Annotated in this window: 20 protein-coding genes; 10 read left to right on the top strand and 10 right to left on the bottom strand. The window is 71.5% G+C overall.

Translation table 11 applies throughout. The features are described 5' to 3' along the window. Nucleotides 1–15 precede the first annotated feature (15 nt). The gene (locus E6P78_RS18490) at nucleotides 16–396 is read right to left on the bottom strand and encodes a DUF192 domain-containing protein (protein ID WP_206307838.1); all 381 of its coding nucleotides are present in this window, start codon (nucleotides 394–396) and stop codon (nucleotides 16–18) included. Nucleotides 397–489: 93 nt separating this feature from the next. Between E6P78_RS18490 and E6P78_RS18485 the strand changes: the two genes are divergently transcribed. Continuing rightward, nucleotides 490–1389, top strand: a complete 900-nt coding sequence (locus E6P78_RS18485) for an A24 family peptidase (protein ID WP_136204705.1) — start codon at nucleotides 490–492, stop codon at nucleotides 1387–1389. Nucleotides 1390–1421: 32 nt separating this feature from the next. Here the strand turns inward: E6P78_RS18485 and E6P78_RS18480 are convergent, their stop codons facing one another. Beyond that, a complete protein-coding gene (locus E6P78_RS18480; protein ID WP_136204704.1) occupies nucleotides 1422–2000 on the bottom strand; it encodes an ABATE domain-containing protein in 579 nt (192 codons plus the stop codon). Between the two features lie 443 nt (nucleotides 2001–2443). Here E6P78_RS18480 and E6P78_RS18470 point away from each other — a divergent pair, with 443 nt between their 5' ends. The 4 genes from E6P78_RS18470 to E6P78_RS18455 all read left to right on the top strand — a co-directional run bounded on the left by E6P78_RS18470 (nucleotide 2444) and on the right by E6P78_RS18455 (nucleotide 5321). After that, nucleotides 2444–2974 (top strand): HPP family protein, encoded by a 531-nt coding sequence (locus E6P78_RS18470; protein ID WP_136204703.1) that lies wholly within the window; start codon nucleotides 2444–2446, stop codon nucleotides 2972–2974. A gap of 424 nt (nucleotides 2975–3398) precedes the next feature. Then, a complete protein-coding gene (locus E6P78_RS18465; protein ID WP_136204702.1) occupies nucleotides 3399–4199 on the top strand; it encodes a class I SAM-dependent methyltransferase in 801 nt (266 codons plus the stop codon). 68 nt (nucleotides 4200–4267) lie between these two features. After that, the gene (locus E6P78_RS18460; protein WP_136204701.1) at nucleotides 4268–4726 is read left to right on the top strand and encodes a hypothetical protein; all 459 of its coding nucleotides are present in this window, start codon (nucleotides 4268–4270) and stop codon (nucleotides 4724–4726) included. A 58-nt stretch (nucleotides 4727–4784) separates the two neighbouring features. Beyond that, nucleotides 4785–5321, top strand: coding sequence for a hypothetical protein (locus tag E6P78_RS18455; protein WP_240799263.1), 537 nt, complete (start codon nucleotides 4785–4787; stop codon nucleotides 5319–5321). A 293-nt stretch (nucleotides 5322–5614) separates the two neighbouring features. Here the strand turns inward: E6P78_RS18455 and mgrA are convergent, their stop codons facing one another. Then, nucleotides 5615–6655 (bottom strand): L-glyceraldehyde 3-phosphate reductase, encoded by a 1041-nt coding sequence (mgrA, locus tag E6P78_RS18450; protein WP_136204700.1) that lies wholly within the window; start codon nucleotides 6653–6655, stop codon nucleotides 5615–5617. 203 nt (nucleotides 6656–6858) lie between these two features. Here mgrA and E6P78_RS18445 point away from each other — a divergent pair, with 203 nt between their 5' ends. From E6P78_RS18445 to E6P78_RS18430, 4 genes are all read left to right on the top strand, one after another. Then, complete coding sequence (locus tag E6P78_RS18445) at nucleotides 6859–7620, top strand: isoprenyl transferase (protein ID WP_136204699.1); 762 nt, start codon at nucleotides 6859–6861, stop codon at nucleotides 7618–7620. 314 nt (nucleotides 7621–7934) lie between these two features. Continuing rightward, nucleotides 7935–9257 carry a PhoH family protein gene (locus E6P78_RS18440; RefSeq protein WP_136204698.1) on the top strand — a complete coding sequence of 441 codons (1323 nt, stop codon included), beginning with the start codon at nucleotides 7935–7937 and terminating at the stop codon, nucleotides 9255–9257. A 389-nt stretch (nucleotides 9258–9646) separates the two neighbouring features. Then, on the top strand, nucleotides 9647–10351 hold the full coding sequence (locus E6P78_RS18435; protein WP_136204697.1) for a transglycosylase SLT domain-containing protein: 705 nt from the start codon (nucleotides 9647–9649) through the stop codon (nucleotides 10349–10351). 135 nt (nucleotides 10352–10486) lie between these two features. After that, nucleotides 10487–11890: an AI-2E family transporter gene (locus E6P78_RS18430; protein ID WP_136204696.1), complete on the top strand. Its 1404-nt coding sequence runs from the start codon at nucleotides 10487–10489 to the stop codon at nucleotides 11888–11890. A 101-nt stretch (nucleotides 11891–11991) separates the two neighbouring features. Here the strand turns inward: E6P78_RS18430 and E6P78_RS18425 are convergent, their stop codons facing one another. Continuing rightward, nucleotides 11992–12525, bottom strand: coding sequence for an alkyl hydroperoxide reductase (locus E6P78_RS18425; RefSeq protein ID WP_018550318.1), 534 nt, complete (start codon nucleotides 12523–12525; stop codon nucleotides 11992–11994). A 12-nt stretch (nucleotides 12526–12537) separates the two neighbouring features. Then, nucleotides 12538–13092 carry a peroxiredoxin gene (locus E6P78_RS18420; protein ID WP_136204695.1) on the bottom strand — a complete coding sequence of 185 codons (555 nt, stop codon included), beginning with the start codon at nucleotides 13090–13092 and terminating at the stop codon, nucleotides 12538–12540. Between the two features lie 132 nt (nucleotides 13093–13224). Here E6P78_RS18420 and E6P78_RS18415 point away from each other — a divergent pair, with 132 nt between their 5' ends. Further along, entirely contained in the window at nucleotides 13225–14190 is a 966-nt protein-coding gene (locus tag E6P78_RS18415) for a hydrogen peroxide-inducible genes activator (protein ID WP_136204694.1), read from the top strand. A 52-nt stretch (nucleotides 14191–14242) separates the two neighbouring features. Here E6P78_RS18415 and E6P78_RS18410 read toward each other — a convergent pair whose 3' ends face one another. The 5 genes from E6P78_RS18410 to E6P78_RS18390 form a co-directional block, all read right to left on the bottom strand. Next, a complete protein-coding gene (locus tag E6P78_RS18410; protein WP_136204693.1) occupies nucleotides 14243–16642 on the bottom strand; it encodes an FtsX-like permease family protein in 2400 nt (799 codons plus the stop codon). Further along, nucleotides 16639–17325, bottom strand: a complete 687-nt coding sequence (locus tag E6P78_RS18405; RefSeq protein ID WP_136204692.1) for an ABC transporter ATP-binding protein — start codon at nucleotides 17323–17325, stop codon at nucleotides 16639–16641. Before E6P78_RS18405 ends, E6P78_RS18410 begins: the two co-directional genes overlap by 4 nt. Continuing rightward, complete coding sequence (locus E6P78_RS18400; protein WP_136204691.1) at nucleotides 17322–17846, bottom strand: PadR family transcriptional regulator; 525 nt, start codon at nucleotides 17844–17846, stop codon at nucleotides 17322–17324. Before E6P78_RS18400 ends, E6P78_RS18405 begins: the two co-directional genes overlap by 4 nt. Before the next feature lie 104 nt (nucleotides 17847–17950). Next, complete coding sequence (locus E6P78_RS18395) at nucleotides 17951–18208, bottom strand: hypothetical protein (RefSeq protein WP_136204690.1); 258 nt, start codon at nucleotides 18206–18208, stop codon at nucleotides 17951–17953. Next, nucleotides 18205–19176: an SPFH domain-containing protein gene (locus E6P78_RS18390; protein ID WP_136204689.1), complete on the bottom strand. Its 972-nt coding sequence runs from the start codon at nucleotides 19174–19176 to the stop codon at nucleotides 18205–18207. The genes E6P78_RS18395 and E6P78_RS18390 overlap by 4 nt, the downstream gene beginning before the upstream one ends. Between the last annotated feature and the right edge of the window lie 219 nt (nucleotides 19177–19395).

The following is a 19395-nucleotide window of genomic DNA, read 5'->3' as shown; positions in this document are numbered from 1 at the left end:
TGGGCCCAAGAAGCCCTATGCCCGCTCGCCGGACTGCGTGATCCGCACCTGTACGCCCGGCCGCAGCCCCCACGCCGCCATCGCCCCGGCCTCCGCCTCGATCACATGCCGGCCCCGCAGCCGGGGCAGGCCCAGCCGCCCCGGCCTCATCGTGTGGACCGCGAGGACGTTGAACCTCCGGTCCAGATAGGCCACATCGATCGTGAACCGCATGCGGAAGGAGTGCACGCTCCCGCACGGCGTGATCATCAGCGCCCCGTCGATGCCGTCCCGGCCGAGCAGCCCGCGTGCCCGGTGCCGGTAGGAGGCCGCGATCCGCAGTGGTACCCGGGTCTCTGTCACCCCGTCCCGGTCCGTGATCGTCAGCGTCCCCGTGCCATTGCGCCATCGAGCCATGGCGACGACCGTAGCGGTGCCCGGCGGCCGCCGGGGCCGAATCGGCGCGCTGGGCCCAACGCCCCAGCGGGAACGGCGATTAGGATCGGTGAGGTGTACGCCATGCTGATAGGGGTCGCCGCCCTCTGGGGAGCCGCGGGCGGACTGCTGGTCCCGCGCGCCGCCTACCGGTTCTCCGTCCAGCCCGGTGAACCCTGGCGGGACGTCTGCCCGGCCGGCCACCCCCTCACCGGCCCCGCCCGCGCCTGGCTCGGCTCCACGCGCTGCGCCGGCTGTGCGGGGGCGGGCCCGGGTGCGTCAGCCGCCGCCGTACGGACGGGCACGGAGGCCACCGAGCCCCGCCCCGTACCGCCCGCCGCCGAATGGCCCGAGGACGGCCCCCGCGTCAGCCCGCCTGCCGCCGAATGGCCCGAGGACGGCCCCCGCGCCAACCCCCCCGCCACCAAACCCCGTTACGCTCCCCACCTGCTCGCCCCCGTCGTCTCCGCCCTCGCCTGTGCCGCCCTCGCCTGGGCCACCGGGGCCCGGCCCGAGCTGGCCGTCTGGCTGGTGCTCGCCCCGGTCGCCGTGCTCCTCGCGAGCATCGACCACCGGGTCCACCGGCTGCCCGACGCGCTGACACTGCCGGCCGCCGGGGCGGCCACCGTGCTCCTGGGCATCGCGGCACTCCTGCCGGAACACGCGGGCTCCTGGCTGTCCGCGCTGCTCGGCGGGCTCGTCCTGGGCGCGTTCTACTTCCTGCTCTTCCTCGTCAACCCGAGCGGCATGGGCCTCGGCGACGTCAAGCTCGCGCTCTCGCTGGGCGTGGCCCTCGGCTGGTACGGCTGGGCCGTCGTGTTCGCCGGAGGTTTCGCGGGCTTCCTGTTCGGCGCGGTCTACGGGGTGGTGCTCGTCGCGCTGCGGCGCGCCGGGCGCAAGACGGGCATCCCGTTCGGCCCGTTCATGATCGCCGGGGCACTCCTGGGTCTCCTGTTCGGCGGCCTGGCGGCCTGATCGGCTGCCTCCGGCACCCCGGGCGACCGGGGTCAGCGCGCCTTGGCGCTGTGGCGCGCGACCCGGGCGCGGTTTCCGCAGGCGGGGCTGCACCACTGCTGGCCCGTGCGCAGGGCGGTGAAGAACAGCACGCAGCTCGGGGCGGGGCAGCGGCGCAGGAGGTCGCGGCGCGGCGAGGTCAGCAGCCGGGTCGCCGAGGCGCAGACCTGGGCGGAGATGATGTCCATCGTCCGCATGTGGCCCGGCCATTCGAGCTGCGGGCCGGCCGGGGGCCAGGTGACCCGGGCCTCCTGGACACGTTGTGCCTGCCCGGTCACGAGGTCGAGGGAGGACTGGGGCGGCACCGACAGGTCAACCATCGCGTCGAGCAGATCGCGCACGGCTCCCCGGACGGCCAGCGCGGTCGTCACGTCGCAGGCCCCGACCTCCACCGGTGTGCCGGCGGCCATGCCGAGGCGCGAACGGTACGTGCCGGCCCAGTGCGCCAGTCCCTGCGGAGTGCTGACCTCGTCGATCAGGACACCCGCGTCGAAGTGCCATGAGCTGGTGAACTCGACCGCCAGCGGCTCAAGGGGGCGGATTTCGAGAGTGTCCCTACCGTGTGTGGTCATTCCGACCCTCCCTCCCGGAGGTTTCAGCCTCGACGGGCTCGACCGGGTCTTCCTGGGCCGAGCCGGGCCGAACGGGTGTCGGTCAAGGGCGATTTGGTGGTCGAAGGCCCCGGAACGCGGCACCGGATGCCCGGCGCCGGAGGCCGCACCGCCCTGGCCGTACGCACGCGACCTGCGGCGTTGCGCGAAGCGCGGAGCGGAGAGGCTGCCGACTCGCGAGCGGAAGTCTACGCCGCGCAGGACCGTCGAGGCGCGGCTCCCGTGCCGTGCGGTGCCGGTCGTCCCGGTGAGACATCGCTGACCGGCTGAGTCATTCCGGTCGTAGTCCGCGCAACCGACCGCGGAGCCGGTCGGTTGCGGGTATCTTCATACCGTCAGCGCTAATGGGAAGCCCATTAGGCAACGCTTGTGCATCACTCGGTGAGTGAAAGGAATCCGACACAATGACGCAGACCAGGCCCGGGGCAGAGGTCCTAGCCCCCACGCGTCCGTGGCACGCGACACAGGCGCCGCCCCGGCCCAAGCCGCTGACGATGCTGGTCGCCACCGCAAGCAGCGTGATCGCGCTGACCCTCCTGGTGGCCATCGGCGAATGGACGGATCAGGTACTCCTCATCCCGCCGCTCGCGGCCAGCATGGCGCTCATCGCCGGTGCCAGTGGGACGCCCCTCGGGCAGCCCCGCAGCGTGATCGGCGGGCAACTCGTCTCCGCCGTGACCGGGTTCGTCGTCCTCGCCGCCCTGGGGCAGGGCGTCTGGTCCTCGGGGATCGCGGGCGGCCTCGCGCTCGGAGCCATGATGCTCCTGCGCGTCGCCCACTCGCCGGCCGCCGCGACGGCCGTGATCGTGGCCGCCACCGGGCCCTCGGTCGTACCGTTCCTCGCCCTGCTCGCCGCGGCCACGGTGATCCTGGTGCTGGTCGGCCTCGTCGGCAACCGGGTCAACAAGCAGCCGTACCCCGTCTTCTGGTGGTGACCCGGCCCCCACCGGCGCGGCACGGCGCCACGGGCGCGGCAACGGCGCCACGGGCGCGGCAACGGCCCCACGGGCGCGGAACGGCCCCACCGGCGCGGAACGGCCCCACCGGCGCGGCAACGGCCCCATCCACGCGGCAACGCCCCACCGGCACGGCACGGCCCCACCGGCGCGGAACCGCCCCACCGGCGCGGAACCGCCCCACCGGCGCGGAACCGCCCCACCGGCGCGGAACCGCCCCACCGGCGCGGAACCGCCCCACCGGCGCGGAACCGCCCCACCGGCGCGGAACCGCGCCACGGGCGCGGTAACCGCCCCACCGGCACGCGCGGGCGGTGCCCGTGGCGCCGTTGCCGTTCCGCCCCCGCCCGCGCGGGCGGTAATGCGGTCGCGCCCGTCTGCCGCCCCCTGCGACGATGACCGCATGCCCGCCGCACCCGATGAAAGCGCACTCCCGCCCGGCGAAGCCGACCGGTTCGACGCGCTGGTCACCGAGGCCGACACCGTCTCCGTGGCGGGCTGGGACTTCTCCTGGCTCGACGGCCGGGCCACCGAGGCGCGCCCCTCCTGGGGGTACGCGCGGGCGATGGGGGAGCGGATGGGGCGGGCGCGGGCCGCGCTCGACATCCAGACGGGCGGCGGCGAGGTGCTCGCCTCCGTGCCGAAGCTGCCGCCGCTGACCGTCGCCACCGAGTCGTGGCCGCCGAACATCGCCCGCGCCACCGCGCTGCTGCACCCGCGCGGGGCCGTGGTCGTCGCGGACGCGGACGAGCCGCCGCTGCCCTTCGGCGACGCGGCCTTCGACCTGGTGGTCAGCCGCCATCCGGTGACCACCTGGTGGGACGAGATCGCCCGGGTGCTGGCCCCCGGCGGCACGTACTTCTCCCAGCAGGTGGGGCCGGCCAGCGTCTTCGAGCTGGTCGAGTACTTCCTCGGACCGCAGCCCCCGCAGGTACGCGGCGCCCGCGACCCGGAACGGGCACGCGCCGACGCCGAGGCGGCCGGGCTCGACGTGGTCGGTCTGCGGGCGGAGCGGCTGCGTACCGAGTTCTTCGACATCGGCGCCGTCGTCTACTTCCTGCGCAAGGTGATCTGGATGGTGCCGGGCTTCACCGTCGAGGAGTACCGGCCCCGCCTGGCCGAGCTGCACCACCGGCTGGAGACCGAGGGGCCGTTCGTCGCCCACACCACCCGCTTCCTGATCGAGGCCCGCAAACCGGGGTGAGGCCAACGCCCTTGGCCGGCCCGAAGGATGGCACTCTGTTCGCTGAGCGCTCGGGGAAGGAGCAGGCCATGGACGCCGGTAACGACGGGGACGCCATACGCGGCCCGCGCCAGGGCAAGGCAGAGTGGCTCAGGGGGGCCAGGATCGTCGGCGTGCTCGGCATCTTCTACCGGCCCGAGGGCCGCATGGGCGAGCCGGAGGCCGTCGCGTTCCTCCTGGGCGACGGCCAGTCGGTGCTCCTGACCTGCGCGTCCGACGGCACCCTGCACGTCGGCGCCGGCACCTGGCCGCACCTGCCCGACTGGTGCGTCCCCGCCGCCCAGTGGGAGTACGCCGCCCTGGCCGCCCTGCCGCAGCCACCCGACGGCGGCTGGACGGTGCTGAGCACCGACGAGCGCCGGGACGAGCGCGGCGAGGTCCACGAGGCCGTCATCCGCTGCGAGGGCGGCCGCTTCGTGGTCGTCGGCGGCGACACCGTGGGCATCCGCTTCACCCGGGGACACCGGGGCGCCGCCGCCGCGACCTGACGGCAGGCGCGCCAACTCGCCCCTCCGGCGGGCGGGTTCCCGTCCCATACTCGTACCCATGAGCGCAGCGAGACGTACGAGACGCACTTCCCCGTTCCTCACCGGCGCGACCGCGCTCCTGCTGGGTGCGGCCCTCGCGGGCTGCGGCACGGAGCGGGTCCACGACCAGAACGCCGACCCGGGCGGCAGCCTGTCACCCGCGGCCGCGAGCCCGTACGACGAGAAGGGCCCCGGCGACACCAGCCCCCACTACGCCGAGAACCACGCCTTCCAGTCCACCTTCGACCTGTCGGACGCGGACCGGGCCAAGGGCGAGGCCGAGGTGGAGAAGGTGAAGCGGGGGCTCGCCGGGCTCGCGGAGGGGCGCAAGTCCACCGAGGCCACGGTCCACCGGGCGCTCAGCGGGCTCGGATACGCCGACGGGGCGATAGCCACCGGCACCTTCGGGCCCCACCGCACCTCGTTCATCCTGTCCCTCGGCGCCCTGTGCGTGCGGGGCTCGCTGGACGGCATGGTCAACGGACTCGTCAACGCCGAGGCGCACGGCCGCTACATGGAGGGCACCGGCTGCGTGAAGCCGAAGGGCGGCCACTGACCAAGGGGATGTGGACATCCTGTGGATGTCCTGGGAGTGTTTCCGGCGCCGAATGGGCGCCTCGGGACGTTTGCGCAGGTCCAGGCTGTGCGAAGGTACCGGTCCCGCGTCCGGAACGGAGCGCTTCACTCTCGGAGAGTAATTATTTCGCGCCGTGGCACCCAACATCACTTACGAAGGGTTATGGTGGAACCCCCCCCTCGGGCCGGTCCGTACCCCCCCCCACGGACCGGCCCGTTTTTTTGTGCCCGGTGGGCGCCCGGGGTTCTCAGCCCGGCGGGCAGCCGGGGTTCTCAGGCCCGTCCGGCCCAGATGTTGGTGCCCTCGGTGTCCACGGCGAAGATGTCGATCTCCTTCAGCTCCTCGGCCGACAGCTCCGGACCCGCCAGCGCCGCGACGTTCTCCTCCAACTGCTCCACGCGCGAGGCGCCGATCAGAGCCGACGTCATACGGCTGTCGCGCAGCACCCACTTCAGGGCCAGCTGGGCGAGCGACTGGCCCCGGCGGCGCGCGATGTCGTTCAGCCCGTTCAGCCGGCGCACCACCTCCCGCGACAGCAGACCCGGGTCGAGCGACTTGCCCTGCGTGGCCCGCGAGCCCTCCGGTACGCCGTTCAGGTACTTCCCGGTCAGCAGCCCCTGGGCCAGCGGCACGAAGGAGATGCAGCCCATGCCGGCCGCCTCCAGCGTGTCCAGCAGCCCGTCGTCCTCGGTCCAGCGGTTGATCATCGAGTAGGACGGCTGGTGGATCAGGGCAGGCACCCCCATCTCCCGCAGCAGCCGCGCCGCCTCGGCGGTCTGCGCGGAGTTGTACGAGGAAACCCCCACGTAGAGCGCCTTGCCCTGGCGCACGGCGGAGGCCAGCGCCCCCATCGTCTCCTCCAGCGGGGTGTCCGGGTCGAAGCGGTGCGAGTAGAAGATGTCGACGTAGTCCAGGCCCATCCGCTTCAGCGAGGCGTCCAGCGACGACAGCAGGTACTTGCGCGAGCCCCACTCCCCGTACGGGCCGGGGTGCATCTCGTACCCCGCCTTGGTGGAGATCAGCAGCTCGTCGCGGTACGGGGCGAAGTCCTGCCGGAAGAGCTTGCCGAAGTTCAGCTCGGCGGAGCCGGGCGGCGGGCCGTAGTTGTTGGCCAGGTCGAAATGGGTCACGCCGAGGTCGAAGGCCCGGCGCAGGATGGCGCGCTGGGAATCGAGCGTCCGGTCGTCGCCGAAGTTGTGCCACAGGCCGAGCGAGACGGCCGGAAGCTTGAGGCCGCTGCGTCCGCTGCGCCGGTACTCCATGGAGTCGTAGCGCGATCCGGAGGCCCGGTAGGAGGAAGAGGAATCAGTCATGATTCTCTCCCTATCACGGACTTGTGACAGGCCGGGTTGGGCCGGTGCGGCGGCTGCGCAGTAATGTGGTGGCCCTGACGGGACTGCCATGACACGGCGGGGCGATCCGCCTCCTTCCAGTGCGGCGATCCGATCCCCAGGGGACGACCCGGGCCCCGGGCGAAGGGGCCGGCGGGCCCGCACGGAACCGAGAGGTGGACTCAGTGAACTTGCGCGACCTGGTGTACGGGCTCTACGCGCGCCGGGTGGAGGCCCGCCTCGATCACGCCCAGGTGCCCAAGCACATCGGTGTCATCCTCGACGGCAACCGGCGCTGGGCCAAGGCGTCCGGCGGCACGGCGGCGGAGGGGCACCAGGCCGGGGCGGACAAGATCAAAGAGCTCCTCGGCTGGTGCAGCGAGACCGACGTCGAGGTCGTCACACTCTGGCTGCTGTCCACGGACAACTTCGACCGGCCCGAGTCCGAGCTGACGCCCCTGCTCGGCATCATCGAGAACACGGTGCGCGGCCTCGCCGCCGACGGCCGCTGGCGCGTCCACCACGTCGGCACGCTCGACCTGCTGCCCGCCCACACCCAGACGGTCCTCAAGGAGGCCGAGCAGGCCACGCTCGGGGTCGACGGGATACTGGTCAACGTCGCCGTCGGCTACGGGGGCCGCCAGGAGATCGCCGACGCGGTGCGCTCGCTGCTCCTGGACCACTCCGCCAAGGGCACCTCCTTCGAGGACCTCGCCGAGATCGTCTCCACCGACCTGATCTCCGAGCACCTCTACACGCGCGGCCAGCCCGACCCGGACCTCGTGATCCGCACCAGCGGCGAGCAGCGGCTGTCCGGGTTCATGCTCTGGCAGAGCGCGCACTCCGAGTACTACTTCTGCGAGGTCTTCTGGCCGGCCTTCCGCCGGGTCGACTTCCTGCGGGCCCTGCGCGACTACGCCGCCCGCCACCGCCGCTACGGCGGCTGACTCACCACCGCCCGGCCCGCGCGGCCTTCCCCCGGAAGTGGGCGGGTCGGCATGGCCGGGCGGGTTCGAGGGCATATCCCTGACAGGTCGGCGTCCGGTCATCAACCAGGCGGACGCCGTGTCCAAGTGAGCGGCATGGAGTCCGCTCGCCCGGGAGGCCCTTTGCACACGAAGGACCGTACATACAGTGCGGCTGACGCGGAGGGCCGGCGCTCGGCCCGCGCAAGGTGGCCGGAGCCCGGTCCGTCCTCTCCCATTGGGATGCTCCGCGACGCCGTCGCACCCCAACCTCGTCCGAGGGGGTACGTCCTTCCGTGGTGACCAGCACAAAGCGCCGCATGCCCGACAGGCGCACCTATGTTCTCGACACCAGCGTCCTGCTGGCCGATCCGAACGCCATGGCCCGCTTCGACGAGCACGAAGTCGTGCTCCCGATCGTCGTGGTCACGGAACTGGAGGCCAAACGGCACCATCCGGAGCTCGGCTACTTCGCCCGCCAGGCCCTGCGCCTGCTGGACGACCTCCGGGTCCGCTACGGCCGGCTGGACGCCCCGATCCCGCTCGGGGACCTGGGCGGGACGCTCCGCGTCGAGCTCAACCACTCCGATCCCGGCGTCCTGCCCGCCGGCTACCGGTTGGGGGACAACGACTCACGGATTCTCGCGGTCGCGCGCAACCTCCAGGCCGAGGGGTACGACGTCACGGTCGTCTCCAAGGACCTCCCGCTGCGCATCAAGGCGTCCTCGGTCGGCCTCCTCGCCGAGGAGTACCGCGCCGAACTCGCGATCACCGACTCCGGCTGGACGGGCATGGCGGAACTGCCCCTCGCCGCCGACCAGGTCGATCTGCTCTTCGCGGAGGAGACGCTGTACGTCCCCGAGGCCGCCGACCTGCCCGTGCACACCGGCCTGGTCCTCCAGTCCGAACGCGGCAAGGCGCTCGGCCGGGTGACGCCCGACGGACAGGTGCGCCTCGTCCGCGGCGACCGGGAGGCCTTCGGCATCCACGGCCGCAGCGCCGAGCAGCGCATCGCCCTCGACCTCCTCCTGGACCAGGAGGTCGGGATCGTGTCGCTGGGCGGCCGGGCCGGCACCGGCAAGTCGGCGCTGGCGCTCTGCGCCGGCCTCGAAGCGGTGCTGGAGCGCGGACAGCACAAGAAGGTGATGGTCTTCCGTCCGCTGTACGCGGTCGGCGGGCAGGAGCTCGGCTATCTCCCCGGTAGCGAGGCCGAGAAGATGAGCCCCTGGGCGCAGGCCGTCTTCGACACCCTCTCGGCCGTCTCCGGACGCGAGGTGATCGAAGAGGTGCTGGGGCGCGGCATGCTGGAGATCCTGCCGCTCACCCATATCCGGGGCCGGTCCCTGCACGACGCCTTCGTGATCGTCGACGAGGCCCAGTCGCTCGAACGGAACGTCTTGCTGACCGTGTTGTCCCGGATCGGGACGAACTCGCGCGTGGTGCTCACGCACGACGTGGCCCAGCGGGACAACCTCAGGGTCGGCCGGTACGACGGCGTGGTCGCCGTGGTCGAGAAGCTGAAGGGGCACCCGCTCTTCGCGCACGTGACGCTCACGCGCTCCGAGCGCTCCCGCATCGCCGCCCTGGTGACCGAAATGCTGGAGGAAGGTCAGATCTGATACCGGTTGGGGTTTTGGTGCCGCCCGGCGAGCCAAGGAGCTTAGCCGGGCAGCATCGTGTTGCGGCGCCTTTTCCGTAATTCAGGTGCTCCAAACGGGGTGTGAGCTTTCACACGCAACGGAGAATTGCTTCCCGGTGTCCCGTTCCGGCAGAGTCTTGCTTCCGTCAGGCCCCGCATACGGCACACCGGCACCTCCAGAGGCGCCACGCACCACACAACTCAACAACCGTCGTCCGTATGCCGCCCGCGAGCACCACGCGGCGTTCCCTCCGGGGAGTCGCCCACCGGGCCCGTGCCTCCCGTGACCCAAGCAGTAGGGAGGCCAGCGCCAGGGGCACGATTGCGCCCGCGAGGTCACCTAAGCGGGCGACGCTGGAAGGACACCGTGTGAGCCGGATCTCGGTCCGGGGGTTCGCCGTGGCATCTGCCACTGCGGTCACCACCGTCGGCGCCGTCGTAGGCGTTGCATCGGGCAGCACCCCTGCTGCCGACGACAACAACTTCGAGGCGACCGCAGCCGACACCACGCTGCTCGCCGACATTCCCGCGGGCCAGCAGGCCCAGGTGCAGACCGCGTCCCTGACGCAGCAGGCCGACGCGCAGGCGTCCGCCGCCGACACCGCCGCGAGGAAGTCCGCGGAGGAATCGGCCCGTATCCAGGCCGCCAAGGACGCCAAGTCGAAGAAGCAGGCGGCCGAGGACAGGCTGGAGCGCCAGCGCCAGGAGAAGAAGGACGCCGCCGAGCGCGCCAGCCGCTCCGAGGTCCGCAGCACCACCACGTTCGCCGCCCAGGGCTCCTACACGGTGGCCGAGATCCAGGCGATCGCGCGGCAGATCGTGCCCGCCGACCAGTTCCAGTGCTTCAGCAACATCGTGTCCCACGAGTCGACGTGGAACTACCGGGCGAGCAACCCGTCCTCCGGCGCCTACGGCCTCGTCCAGGCGCTGCCCGGTTCCAAGATGGCGTCCGCCGGCGCCGACTGGCAGACCAACCCGGCCACCCAGATCAAGTGGGGCCTCAGCTACATGAACGGCCGGTACGGCAGCCCGTGTGGTGCCTGGTCCTTCTGGCTGGTCCACCACTCGTACTAGAACCTTCCGAGGTTCAGGTCTCAACCCCGTGAAGCCCCTCGCCGTCCTACGGTGAGGGGCTTCACGCGTGTACGGTCATGCGGAACCGCTCCCGGGAGAGCGGTGGGGAGAGTGGACGGGGGTAGAGGAACCGCTATGTCGAAACTGCCGGGGTGGCTCGGAACACTGGGCGCCGAACTCACCAGACTGGGTGAGCGCCTTGACGAACGGCGGGCCGAGTCGGAGGCCGAGGACGACCCCCTGCTCGCGGGCCCGTCCGCGAGCGCCGGGAACGGCCCCGGGGAGCGCGCCACGAAGGACGACGCGGCGGCCGCCGTCGACCAGGTGCCGGCCCCGCCCACGTACGCGCCGTCCGTCGCCGCGCGCCCCGACCCGGTCGCGGCGATCCCCTGGGGGATGCGGGTCGCGGCCGAGGCGGGCTGGCGGCTGCTCGTGCTCGCGGGGACCCTGTGGGTGCTCATGCGGGTCATCAGCGCGGTGCAGCTCGTGGTGCTGGCCTTCGTCGCCGCGCTGCTCGTCACCGCGCTGCTCCAGCCGACCGTCGCCCGGCTGAGGCGCTACGGACTGCCGAGGGGCCTCGCCACGGCCGTCACCGCGGTCTCCGGCTTCATCATCATGGGCCTGGTCGGCTGGTTCGTGGTGTGGCAGGTCATGGACAACATCGACACCCTGTCCGACAAGGTGACCAAGGGGATCGACGACCTGAAGAACTGGCTCCTGGACAGCCCGTTCCATGTGACCGACAAACAGATCAACGACATCGCGAAGAACCTCAGCGACACCGTCGGCACCAACACCGAGGCGATCACCACCGCGGGCCTCCAGGGCGTCACCGTCGTGGTGGAGTTCATGACCGGCGCGCTGCTGGCGATGTTCTCGACCCTCTTCCTGCTCTACGACGGCAAGCGCATCTGGCAGTGGGTGCTCAAGCTGGTGCCGGCCCAGGCGAGGCCCGGTGTCGCGGGCGCCGGACCGCGCGCCTGGCGGACCCTCACCGCCTATGTGCGCGGCACCGTCATAGTCGCCCTGATCGACGCGATCTTCATCGGCCTCGGGATCTACTTCCTCGACGTGCCGATGGCCGTGCCGCTGGCCGTCTTCATCTTCCTCTTCGCGTTCATCCCGCTCGTGGGCGCGGTGGTCTCCGGGGCACTGGCTGTGGTCGTCGCCCTGGTCACCGAGGGCGTGTTCACGGCGCTGATGGTGCTCCTCGTGGTCCTCGCGGTGCAGCAGATCGAGGGCCACATCCTCCAGCCGTTCATCCTGGGCCGGGCGGTGCGCGTGCACCCGCTGGCCGTGGTGCTGTCGGTCGCCGCGGGCGGCATGGTCGCCGGCATCGGCGGCGCGGTCGTCGCGGTGCCGCTGGTCGCGGTCACCAATACGGTGGTCGGCTATCTGCGGGCGTACGGGCAGGAGGAGTCGCGCCGCCACTCGCCGCCGCCGCACGGGGCGACCGCGCTGGACGCGGCGCCGACCCCGGCCCCCGGCTCACCGCCCGAGGAGAGCGACGACGACGAGGACGCGCCGGAGGCCCCGTAGCGCGGATACTCCGAAGCGCGTACACCACGCACATGAAAGAAGGGCCCCTCGGACGGTCGGTCGTCCTCGGGGCCCTTCTCGTATCAGGGTACTGCGGGTTCCTACTCGGCGAGGACGGCCTCGGCCTCCAGGGTGACGCCCACCGCCTGGATCACCGAGGCGATCTTGACGGCTTCCTGGATGGTCTCGCGGTCCACGCCGGCCTTGCGCAGCACCTGCTCGTGGGAGTCCAGGCACTGGCCGCAGCCGTTGATCGCGGAGACGGCGAGCGACCACAGCTCGAAGTCGACCTTCTCCACGCCCGGCTTGCCGATCACGTTCATCCGCAGGCCCGCGCGGAGGTTCCCGTACTCGGGGTCCGAGAGCAGGTGGCGGGTCCGGTAGAAGACGTTGTTCATCGCCATGATGGCGGCGGCCGACTTCGCGGCGGTGTACGCCTCCGCGGAGAGGTTGGCCTTCGCCTCCGGCTCCAGCTCGCGCAGCACCTTCGGCGAGCGCGAGGCGATCGCGCAGGCCAGGACGGTGCCCCAGAGCTGCTGCTGCGGGAGTTCGCTGTTGCCGATGACCGAACCGAGGTTCAGCTTCAGGTCCTTGGCGAAGTCCGGTACGGCGGCCTTCAGTTCGTCGAGTGCCATGTCGGTATCAGCTCACTCGCCCGAGAGGAGCGCGACCGGGTCCAGGGTGTTCTCGCCCTTGGTCCAGTTGCACGGGCACAGCTCGTCGGTCTGCAGGGCGTCGAGGACCCGCAGGACCTCCTTGGGGTTACGGCCCACGGAACCGGCGGTGACCATCGTGAACTGGATCTCGTTGTTCTGGTCGACGATGAAGACGGCGCGCTGCGCGAAGCCGTCCTCGCCCTCGATGCCGAGGGCACGCATGAGCTCGTGCTTGGAGTCGGCCAGCATCGGGAACGGCAGGTCGGTCAGGTCCGGGTGGTCCTTGCGCCAGGCGTGGTGCACGAACTCGGAGTCGCCGGAGAAGCCGAGGATCTGGGCGTCACGGTCGGCGAACTCGTCGTTCAGCTTGCCGAAGGCGGCGATCTCGGTCGGGCACACGAAGGTGAAGTCCTTCGGCCACGCGAAGACGATCTTCCACTGACCCTCGTAGGTCTTGTGGTTGATCTGCTCGAATTCCTTGCCGCTCTCCAGCGAGACGCAGGCGGTCAGATCGAACTCGGGGAACTTGTCACCGACAGTGAGCACGCGCTCTCCTTACAGCGTAGGACCTCCCTTTTTGGGGGAGTTCCTGAGGGTTGGACGATCACCACCATGGCACAGAGTGCATTGATCGCGGAAATAGCTACACTCGGTCGTGATGATCGGAGGTACCTATCAGTGGCGCAGAGCAATCAGGGCAACCGGCCCAAACAGCCCAGCCTCTCGCAGCTGCGCGCCTTCGTCGCAGTCGCCGAATATCTGCACTTCCGGGACGCGGCGGCCGCAATCGGGATGAGTCAGCCCGCGCTCTCCGGGGCCGTGTCCGCGCTGGAGGAGGCACTGGGTGTCCAGCTCATCGAGCGTACGACGCGCAAGGTGCTGCTCTCGCCCGCCGGGGAACGGCTCGCGGTCCGGGCGCGCGTGGTGCTCGAAGCCGTCGGCGAGCTGATGGAGGAGGCCGAGGCGGTCCGGGCGCCGTTCACCGGAGTGCTCAGGCTCGGCGTGATCCCGACCGTCGCCCCCTATCTGCTGCCGGCCGTACTGCGGCTGGTCCACGAGCGCTACCCGGCCCTCGACCTCCAGGTGCACGAGGAGCAGACCTCCTCGCTGGTGGAGGGGCTGGCCGCAGGGCGGCTCGACCTGCTGCTGCTCGCGGTGCCGCTCGGAGTCCCCGGGGTCACCGAGCTCCCGCTCTTCGACGAGGACTTCGTACTGGTCATGGAGCGCAGCCACTGGCTCGGTGGGCGGGCCGACATCCCGCGCGAGGCGCTGCGGGAGCTGCCGCTGCTGCTGCTCGACGAGGGGCACTGCCTGCGGGACCAGGCGCTCGACATCTGCCGTGAGGCCGGGCGTACGGACGGCGCGCCCGTCACCACGACCGCGGCCGGGCTCTCCACGCTGGTGCAACTGGTGGCCGGCGGGCTCGGTGTGACGCTGCTGCCGCGCACCGCGGTCACCGTCGAGACCGCCCGCAACGACGCGCTGACCACGGGGTACTTCGCGGACCCGGCCCCCGCCCGGCGGGTGGCGCTGGGGATGCGGACCGGGGCCGCCCGGCACGAGGAGTTCGAGGAGTTCGCGGCGGCGCTGCGCGAGGCGATGGCGACGCTGCCGGTCCGCGTGACGGCGGGCGGCCGCGGCTGACCCGTACAGAGGTGCGGAGGTACGGACCGGGCGTGGCCGCCCGCCGTCGGCGCTACTCGCTGCGCAGCCCGTCCGGGCGCATCATGCGCCACAGCGGCGGCAGGGAGAGCAGGGTGACCAGGAGGATGAGGCCCGCGCCCGCCCCCGCCAGGGGCAGGAACACCAGCCAGTCGGTCACCTCCTTGCCGACCATCCAGCACAGCGCGGCGCCCAGTGCGAGGCCGCCTGCCACCGCCACCGCGAGGCCGATGACCACCGGGAGCGCGGTCTGCCAGAGCACCGACCAGCCGAGCGTGGCCCGCCGGGTGCCGAAGGCGACCAGCACCGACAGGAGCCGCTTGCGCTCCCGGAGCTGCTCCAGCTGGGAGACCAGCATGGACGCGGCGATCAGCAGCAGCGTGATGGTGGCGCCGACCTGGAGACCGGTCCGGACGCTGGCGTACTGGCGGTCTCGTTCGACGGACATCATGGTGACCAGGCGCATGCCGGGGTCGATGCGGGCGGCCGTGTTGCGTACGTACTCGGCGGCGTCCGGGACGCTCTCGTCGATGCGGATCTGCGAGACGGTGGTCGCGCCCGGCAGGGTGGTCGCGTCGATCGCGCCGGGGGTGACCATGATCCCCCAGCGGTCCTCGCCGACCGGGTCCTTGCGGCTGACGACGGTCTTCGCGTCGGCCGGCAGCGTCCAGCGCAGCGGCTTGCCACTGCCCGAGTCGAACTGGACCACCTTGCCCTTGCGGGCGGTCTTGTCCATCCAGCCGGTCATCTCCTTGTCGTTCCTGGGGTGCACGACGAAGCTGTCGCCGTCCTCGCAGGAGCCGATGCGGGCGACCTCGCGCAGGGTGGCGCAGTCGCCGACGCTGAAGGAGGTGGTGGGCGGGATGTCGTCCTCGGCGTACTTCCCCGGCTTGGAGGCGTACGCCTCGACCATGCCGATGACCTGGGTGACGCCCTCGGTGGCGCGGAACTCCTTGATCGTCCGTACCGCCGCGTCTCCGCTGACCTGCTCGGACGAGGCGTAGAACTGGGCGCGGCTGGTGTCCTGTCCGGTCTCCTCGGTGAAGTCGGCGTTCATCGCGGCGAACAGCATCTGGACGGCCACCGCGCCGGCCACCGCCACGGTGACGCCGCTGACGGCGCGGGAGGCGGTCCCGCTGCTCAGCTGGAGCCTGCGGGTGGCGAGCTGCCAGGGCACCGGGCCGCCGCGCAGCCGGCCCACGCACGCCTCGACCAGCCACGGCAGCAGCAGGGCGAGCCCGACGAGGACCAGGACCGCGCCGGTGGTGATGGTGTACGGGTTGACGACCTCGTACTCGCCGGCCTGTCCGTTGAGCGCGAGCACGCCGAGCCCCGCGAGCGGGAGCAGCAGCCGCCACCACAGGCGGCGCTTGCGGGCCCGGTTGTTGCGTACGACCCCGAGCGGTTCGATGACCACGGAGCGCATCGCGGTCAGCGTGACGAGCACCGCGGTGAGCGGGACGGCGAGGGCGATGAGCAGGCACAGCCGCAGGTCGGGGGCGAGGTCGGCGGGGAAGGCGCTGACGTCCCACACCTCGATGTGGCCCACGAACCGACGCCCCACCAGGAAGAGGACGAGGCCGATGACCACGCCGAGCGCCGAGCCGAACAGGGCCTCGCCGGCCGCGATCCGGCGGGTGGACCTGATGTCCGTACCGACCAGGCGCAGCGCGGCCAGCCGGCGGTCGCGGCGGTCGCCGCCGAAGCGTACGGCGGTGGCGATGAAGATGGCGACGGGCGCGAGCAGCACCACGCAGACCATGATCACGAGCACGACGAGCAGCGGGGCGAGCGGTGGGGTCGGGCCGGGGTCGCCGTATCCGGTGACGCGGTGGCCGCCCGCGGCCGGGGTCAGGGTGTCGCTGCCGGCGTAGAACCACAGTTCGTTGGGTGAACGCAGCCCCTCGTCGGCGATCGTGCCAGTCACCTTGTACGGAAAACGCTCCTTGAGCAGGGCGTTGTCCGGGGAGTCGAGCAGCTTCCTCAGGGCGGGGGAGACCACCATCTCGCCGGGGCCCGGCAGGGCGTCGATGCCCGGCGGGAGGACCGGGTGGTCCCCCTCGGCGCGCATCACGTAGCCGATGATGGAGCGGTCGTGGTACTCGGTGTCCGACGAGATCCGCAGGACCGTGGTGTCCGACTTCTCCGCTCGCGCGTCGGGGTTCTCGGAGATCTGGGTCTCGCTGCGGGCGTCTTCCCGGGCGTTGCGCGCGTCGAGCGCGTGCGGCACGGAGGCGGCGAGGAACAGGAGCGTGACGCCGAGCCCGACGCCGACGGCGGTGAGCAGGGTGCGGGTCCAGCCCTCGCGCCCGCCGGCGGCGGCGAACCGGATGCCGAGCCCGAGGTCGCGCAGCCAGGGCGCGGTACGGGAGGGGCGGGCCGGCGGCGGCGCGGGCGCGGGGGCCGGGGTCCGCTTCTCGTCGAGCAGCGTCATGCGGCGTGCTCCAGGTCGCGGGCGCGGCCGTCGCGCACGGTGACGTCACGGTCGGAGTAGGCGGCGACGCGGGCCTCGTGGGTCACCAGGACCACGGCGACGTTGGCGGAGCGGGCGGCCTCGGTGAGCAGCTGCATGACGCGCTCGCCGTTGAGGGAGTCCAGGGCGCCGGTCGGCTCGTCGGCGAAGATCACCTTCGGGGAGCCGGCGAGCGCGCGGGCCACGGCGACGCGCTGGCCCTGGCCGCCGGAGACCTCGCCGGGGCGCTTGGAGCCGATGTCCTCGACCTCAAGGCGCTCCATCCAGGTGCGGGCGGTGCGCTCGGCGTCCTTGCGGCGGGTGCCGTTCAGGCGGAGCGGCAGGGCGACGTTCTCCACGCAGGTGAGTTCCGGGACGAGCTGGCCGAACTGGAAGACGAAGCCGAAGACGCTTCGGCGCAGGGCGCTGCGCTCCGCGTCGGACATGGCGGACAGCTCGCGGCCGTCGTAGGTGATGGTGCCGGAGTCCGGGGTGATGATCCCGGCGAGGCAGTGCAGCAGCGTGGACTTGCCGGAGCCGGAGGGGCCCATGACGGCGACGACCTCGCCGGGGTGGACGGAGAACGAGGCGCCGTCGAGGGCGGGGGTCGATCCGTAGGTCTTGCGCAGGTCGTGCGCGGCGAGCAGGGAGCCGGCGGGGGTCACGCGGTCACCACTTTCTGGAGCTGGCCGAGGCGGGCGGCGGTCAGTTCCAGCCAACGCAGATCGGCTTCGAGGTGGAACAGGGCGTGGTCGCAGATCAGCTGGTCCGCGAGGTCGCCACGCCGCTTTCGGTCGGTGAGTATGCGCATCAGACGAAGGTGTTCGGAGCGCTGGGCGTCCAGCACGTTGCCGGCGTTGCGGCCGGTGAGCATGGCGAGGACGACCTTGGTGTACAGGGTCGACTGGAGGTACGGCTCCGGCTTCTCGGGCTGCGCGAGCCAGGTGGCGACGTCGGTGATGCCGGCGTCGGTGATCGCGTAGCGCTTGCGCTCGGGGCCACCGCCGCTCTCCACGCCGTCGACCTCGACGAGGCCGTTCTTCAGGAGCCGGGACATCGTCGAGTAGACCTGCCCGTAGTGCAGGGGGCGGTCGTGCCCGAACTTCTCGTCGAACGTCCGCTTGAGGTCGTAACCGTGGCGGGGGCCGGACTCCAGGAGCCCGAGCAACGTGTGGCCGATAGACATGACCGGCACTCTACATGGTGTGTATACCTGCCGTGTATACGCGGGGGGTACACCTGAACGGCGCACGTCAAAGGCCCGCCCCTCGCGGGACGGGCCTTGGCGTCTCAATCTTCGCCCGGTGGCTCCTGGGCTTCCTTGGGAGGGCGCCCCCGGCGCGGTATCGGTGCGGCCCCGCCCGGCAGCCGCCCCGCCTCGCCCAGCGCCCGCCGCAGCAGGAACTCGATCTGCGCGTTGGCGCTGCGCAGCTCGTCCGACGCCCAGCGGGCCAGCGCGTCGTGCACGACGGGGTCCAGCCGCAGCAGCATCTGCTTGCGCTGCCGCGACCGGGGCCGCGGTGCCTCCCCGGCGCTCTCTTCGGTCACTGGTAGAGCGAGCCCGTATTGAGGACCGGCTGGGCGGCGCGGTCACCGCACAGGACCACCATCAGATTGCTCACCATGGCGGCCTTGCGCTCGGAGTCCAGCTCCACGATGTCCTGCTCGGCGATCCGGGTCAGCGCCATCTCGACCATGCCGACCGCGCCCTCCACGATCTGCTGCCGGGCCGCGACGACCGCACCGGCCTGCTGGCGCTGGAGCATCGCGGAGGCGATCTCGGGGGCGTACGCGAGGTGGCTGAAGCGGGACTCGATGATCCGCACGCCCGCCGCCTGCACCCGGGCCGTCAGCTCCACGGCCAGCTTCTCGGTGATCTCCTCGGCGTTGCCCCGCAGCGACAGGCCGCCCTCCTCGTGGGCGTCGTACGGGTACTCGATGGCGATGTGCCGGACGGCGGCCTCGGTCTGGGTGGCGACGAACTCCAGGAAGTCGTCCACCTCGAAGAGGGCCTGCGCGGTGTCCTCGACCTTCCACACGACGATCGCGGCGAGCTCGATGGGGTTGCCGTAGGCGTCGTTGACCTTGAGGACGGCGGTCTCGTGGTTGCGGACGCGGGTGGAGATCTTGCGGCTGGAGGTCAGCGGGTTGACCCAGCGCAGGCCGTCGGTGCGGATGGTGCCCACGTACCGGCCGAACAGCTGGATGACCCTCGCCTCGCCCGGTGCGACCATCTTCACACCGCCCATGCAGAAGAACGAGACGATGGCGAGCAGGATGCCCAGGATGCACAGCGGGATGCCCACCGCGTTGTTCCCGTCCGATCCGATGACGCCCCCGACGATGGCGAGTGCGATGCCGGCGATCACCCCCAGCACGGTCAGCAGCAGCCCGAGGCCGCCCGCGATGCTGTGCGCCCTCGTCTCCCGGACCTGCGGTTCCGGCATGTCCGGGGCGTCCGGCGTCAGGTCGGCCGTCGGCTGGGTCTCGGTGTTCCGGTCGAGCGGATCGGTCATGGGAGCCCCCGTGGTGTGTGGCTAGCCGGTCGCTAGCAATGTGATTCCACATTACTGGTTTTCGCAACCTTGCGCACCCCTCAGGAGTCGGTTCCACAGGGAGCGGGTGCTGATTCTCACGTCCGTAAAACATCGGAACGCCTGCTTTCCGGGCTTGCCAACGGTGTTAGCTGGCAGGTCCGAGCTGATCCGGCCGAGCAGAGAAACGGGAGCAACCAA

Origin of the sequence: Streptomyces sp. A0958 (assembly GCF_004795035.1) — a bacterium.
Taxonomy (GTDB): Bacteria; Actinomycetota; Actinomycetes; order Streptomycetales; family Streptomycetaceae; genus Streptomyces.
The sequence above is the reverse complement of the archived record's forward strand: the minus strand, read 5'-3'. Positions and strand labels throughout refer to the sequence as shown.

Bases quoted from the DNA above. Each gene is read 5' to 3' on its own strand.
- E6P78_RS18465 (WP_136204702.1), top strand. From the start codon at position 3,399: ATGCCCGCCGCACCCGATGAAAGCGCACTCCCGCCCGGCGAAGCCGAC.
- E6P78_RS18400 (WP_136204691.1), bottom strand. From the start codon at position 17,846: ATGTCTATCGGCCACACGTTGCTCGGGCTCCTGGAGTCCGGCCCCCGC.
- E6P78_RS18430 (WP_136204696.1), top strand. From the start codon at position 10,487: ATGTCGAAACTGCCGGGGTGGCTCGGAACACTGGGCGCCGAACTCACC.
- E6P78_RS18390 (WP_136204689.1), bottom strand. From the start codon at position 19,176: ATGACCGATCCGCTCGACCGGAACACCGAGACCCAGCCGACGGCCGAC.
- E6P78_RS18460 (WP_136204701.1), top strand. From the start codon at position 4,268: ATGGACGCCGGTAACGACGGGGACGCCATACGCGGCCCGCGCCAGGGC.
- E6P78_RS18480 (WP_136204704.1), bottom strand. From the start codon at position 2,000: ATGACCACACACGGTAGGGACACTCTCGAAATCCGCCCCCTTGAGCCG.
- E6P78_RS18425 (WP_018550318.1), bottom strand. From the start codon at position 12,525: ATGGCACTCGACGAACTGAAGGCCGCCGTACCGGACTTCGCCAAGGAC.
- E6P78_RS18455 (WP_240799263.1), top strand. From the start codon at position 4,785: ATGAGCGCAGCGAGACGTACGAGACGCACTTCCCCGTTCCTCACCGGC.
- E6P78_RS18470 (WP_136204703.1), top strand. From the start codon at position 2,444: ATGACGCAGACCAGGCCCGGGGCAGAGGTCCTAGCCCCCACGCGTCCG.
- E6P78_RS18410 (WP_136204693.1), bottom strand. From the start codon at position 16,642: ATGACGCTGCTCGACGAGAAGCGGACCCCGGCCCCCGCGCCCGCGCCG.
- mgrA (WP_136204700.1), bottom strand. From the start codon at position 6,655: ATGACTGATTCCTCTTCCTCCTACCGGGCCTCCGGATCGCGCTACGAC.
- E6P78_RS18490 (WP_206307838.1), bottom strand. From the start codon at position 396: ATGGCTCGATGGCGCAATGGCACGGGGACGCTGACGATCACGGACCGG.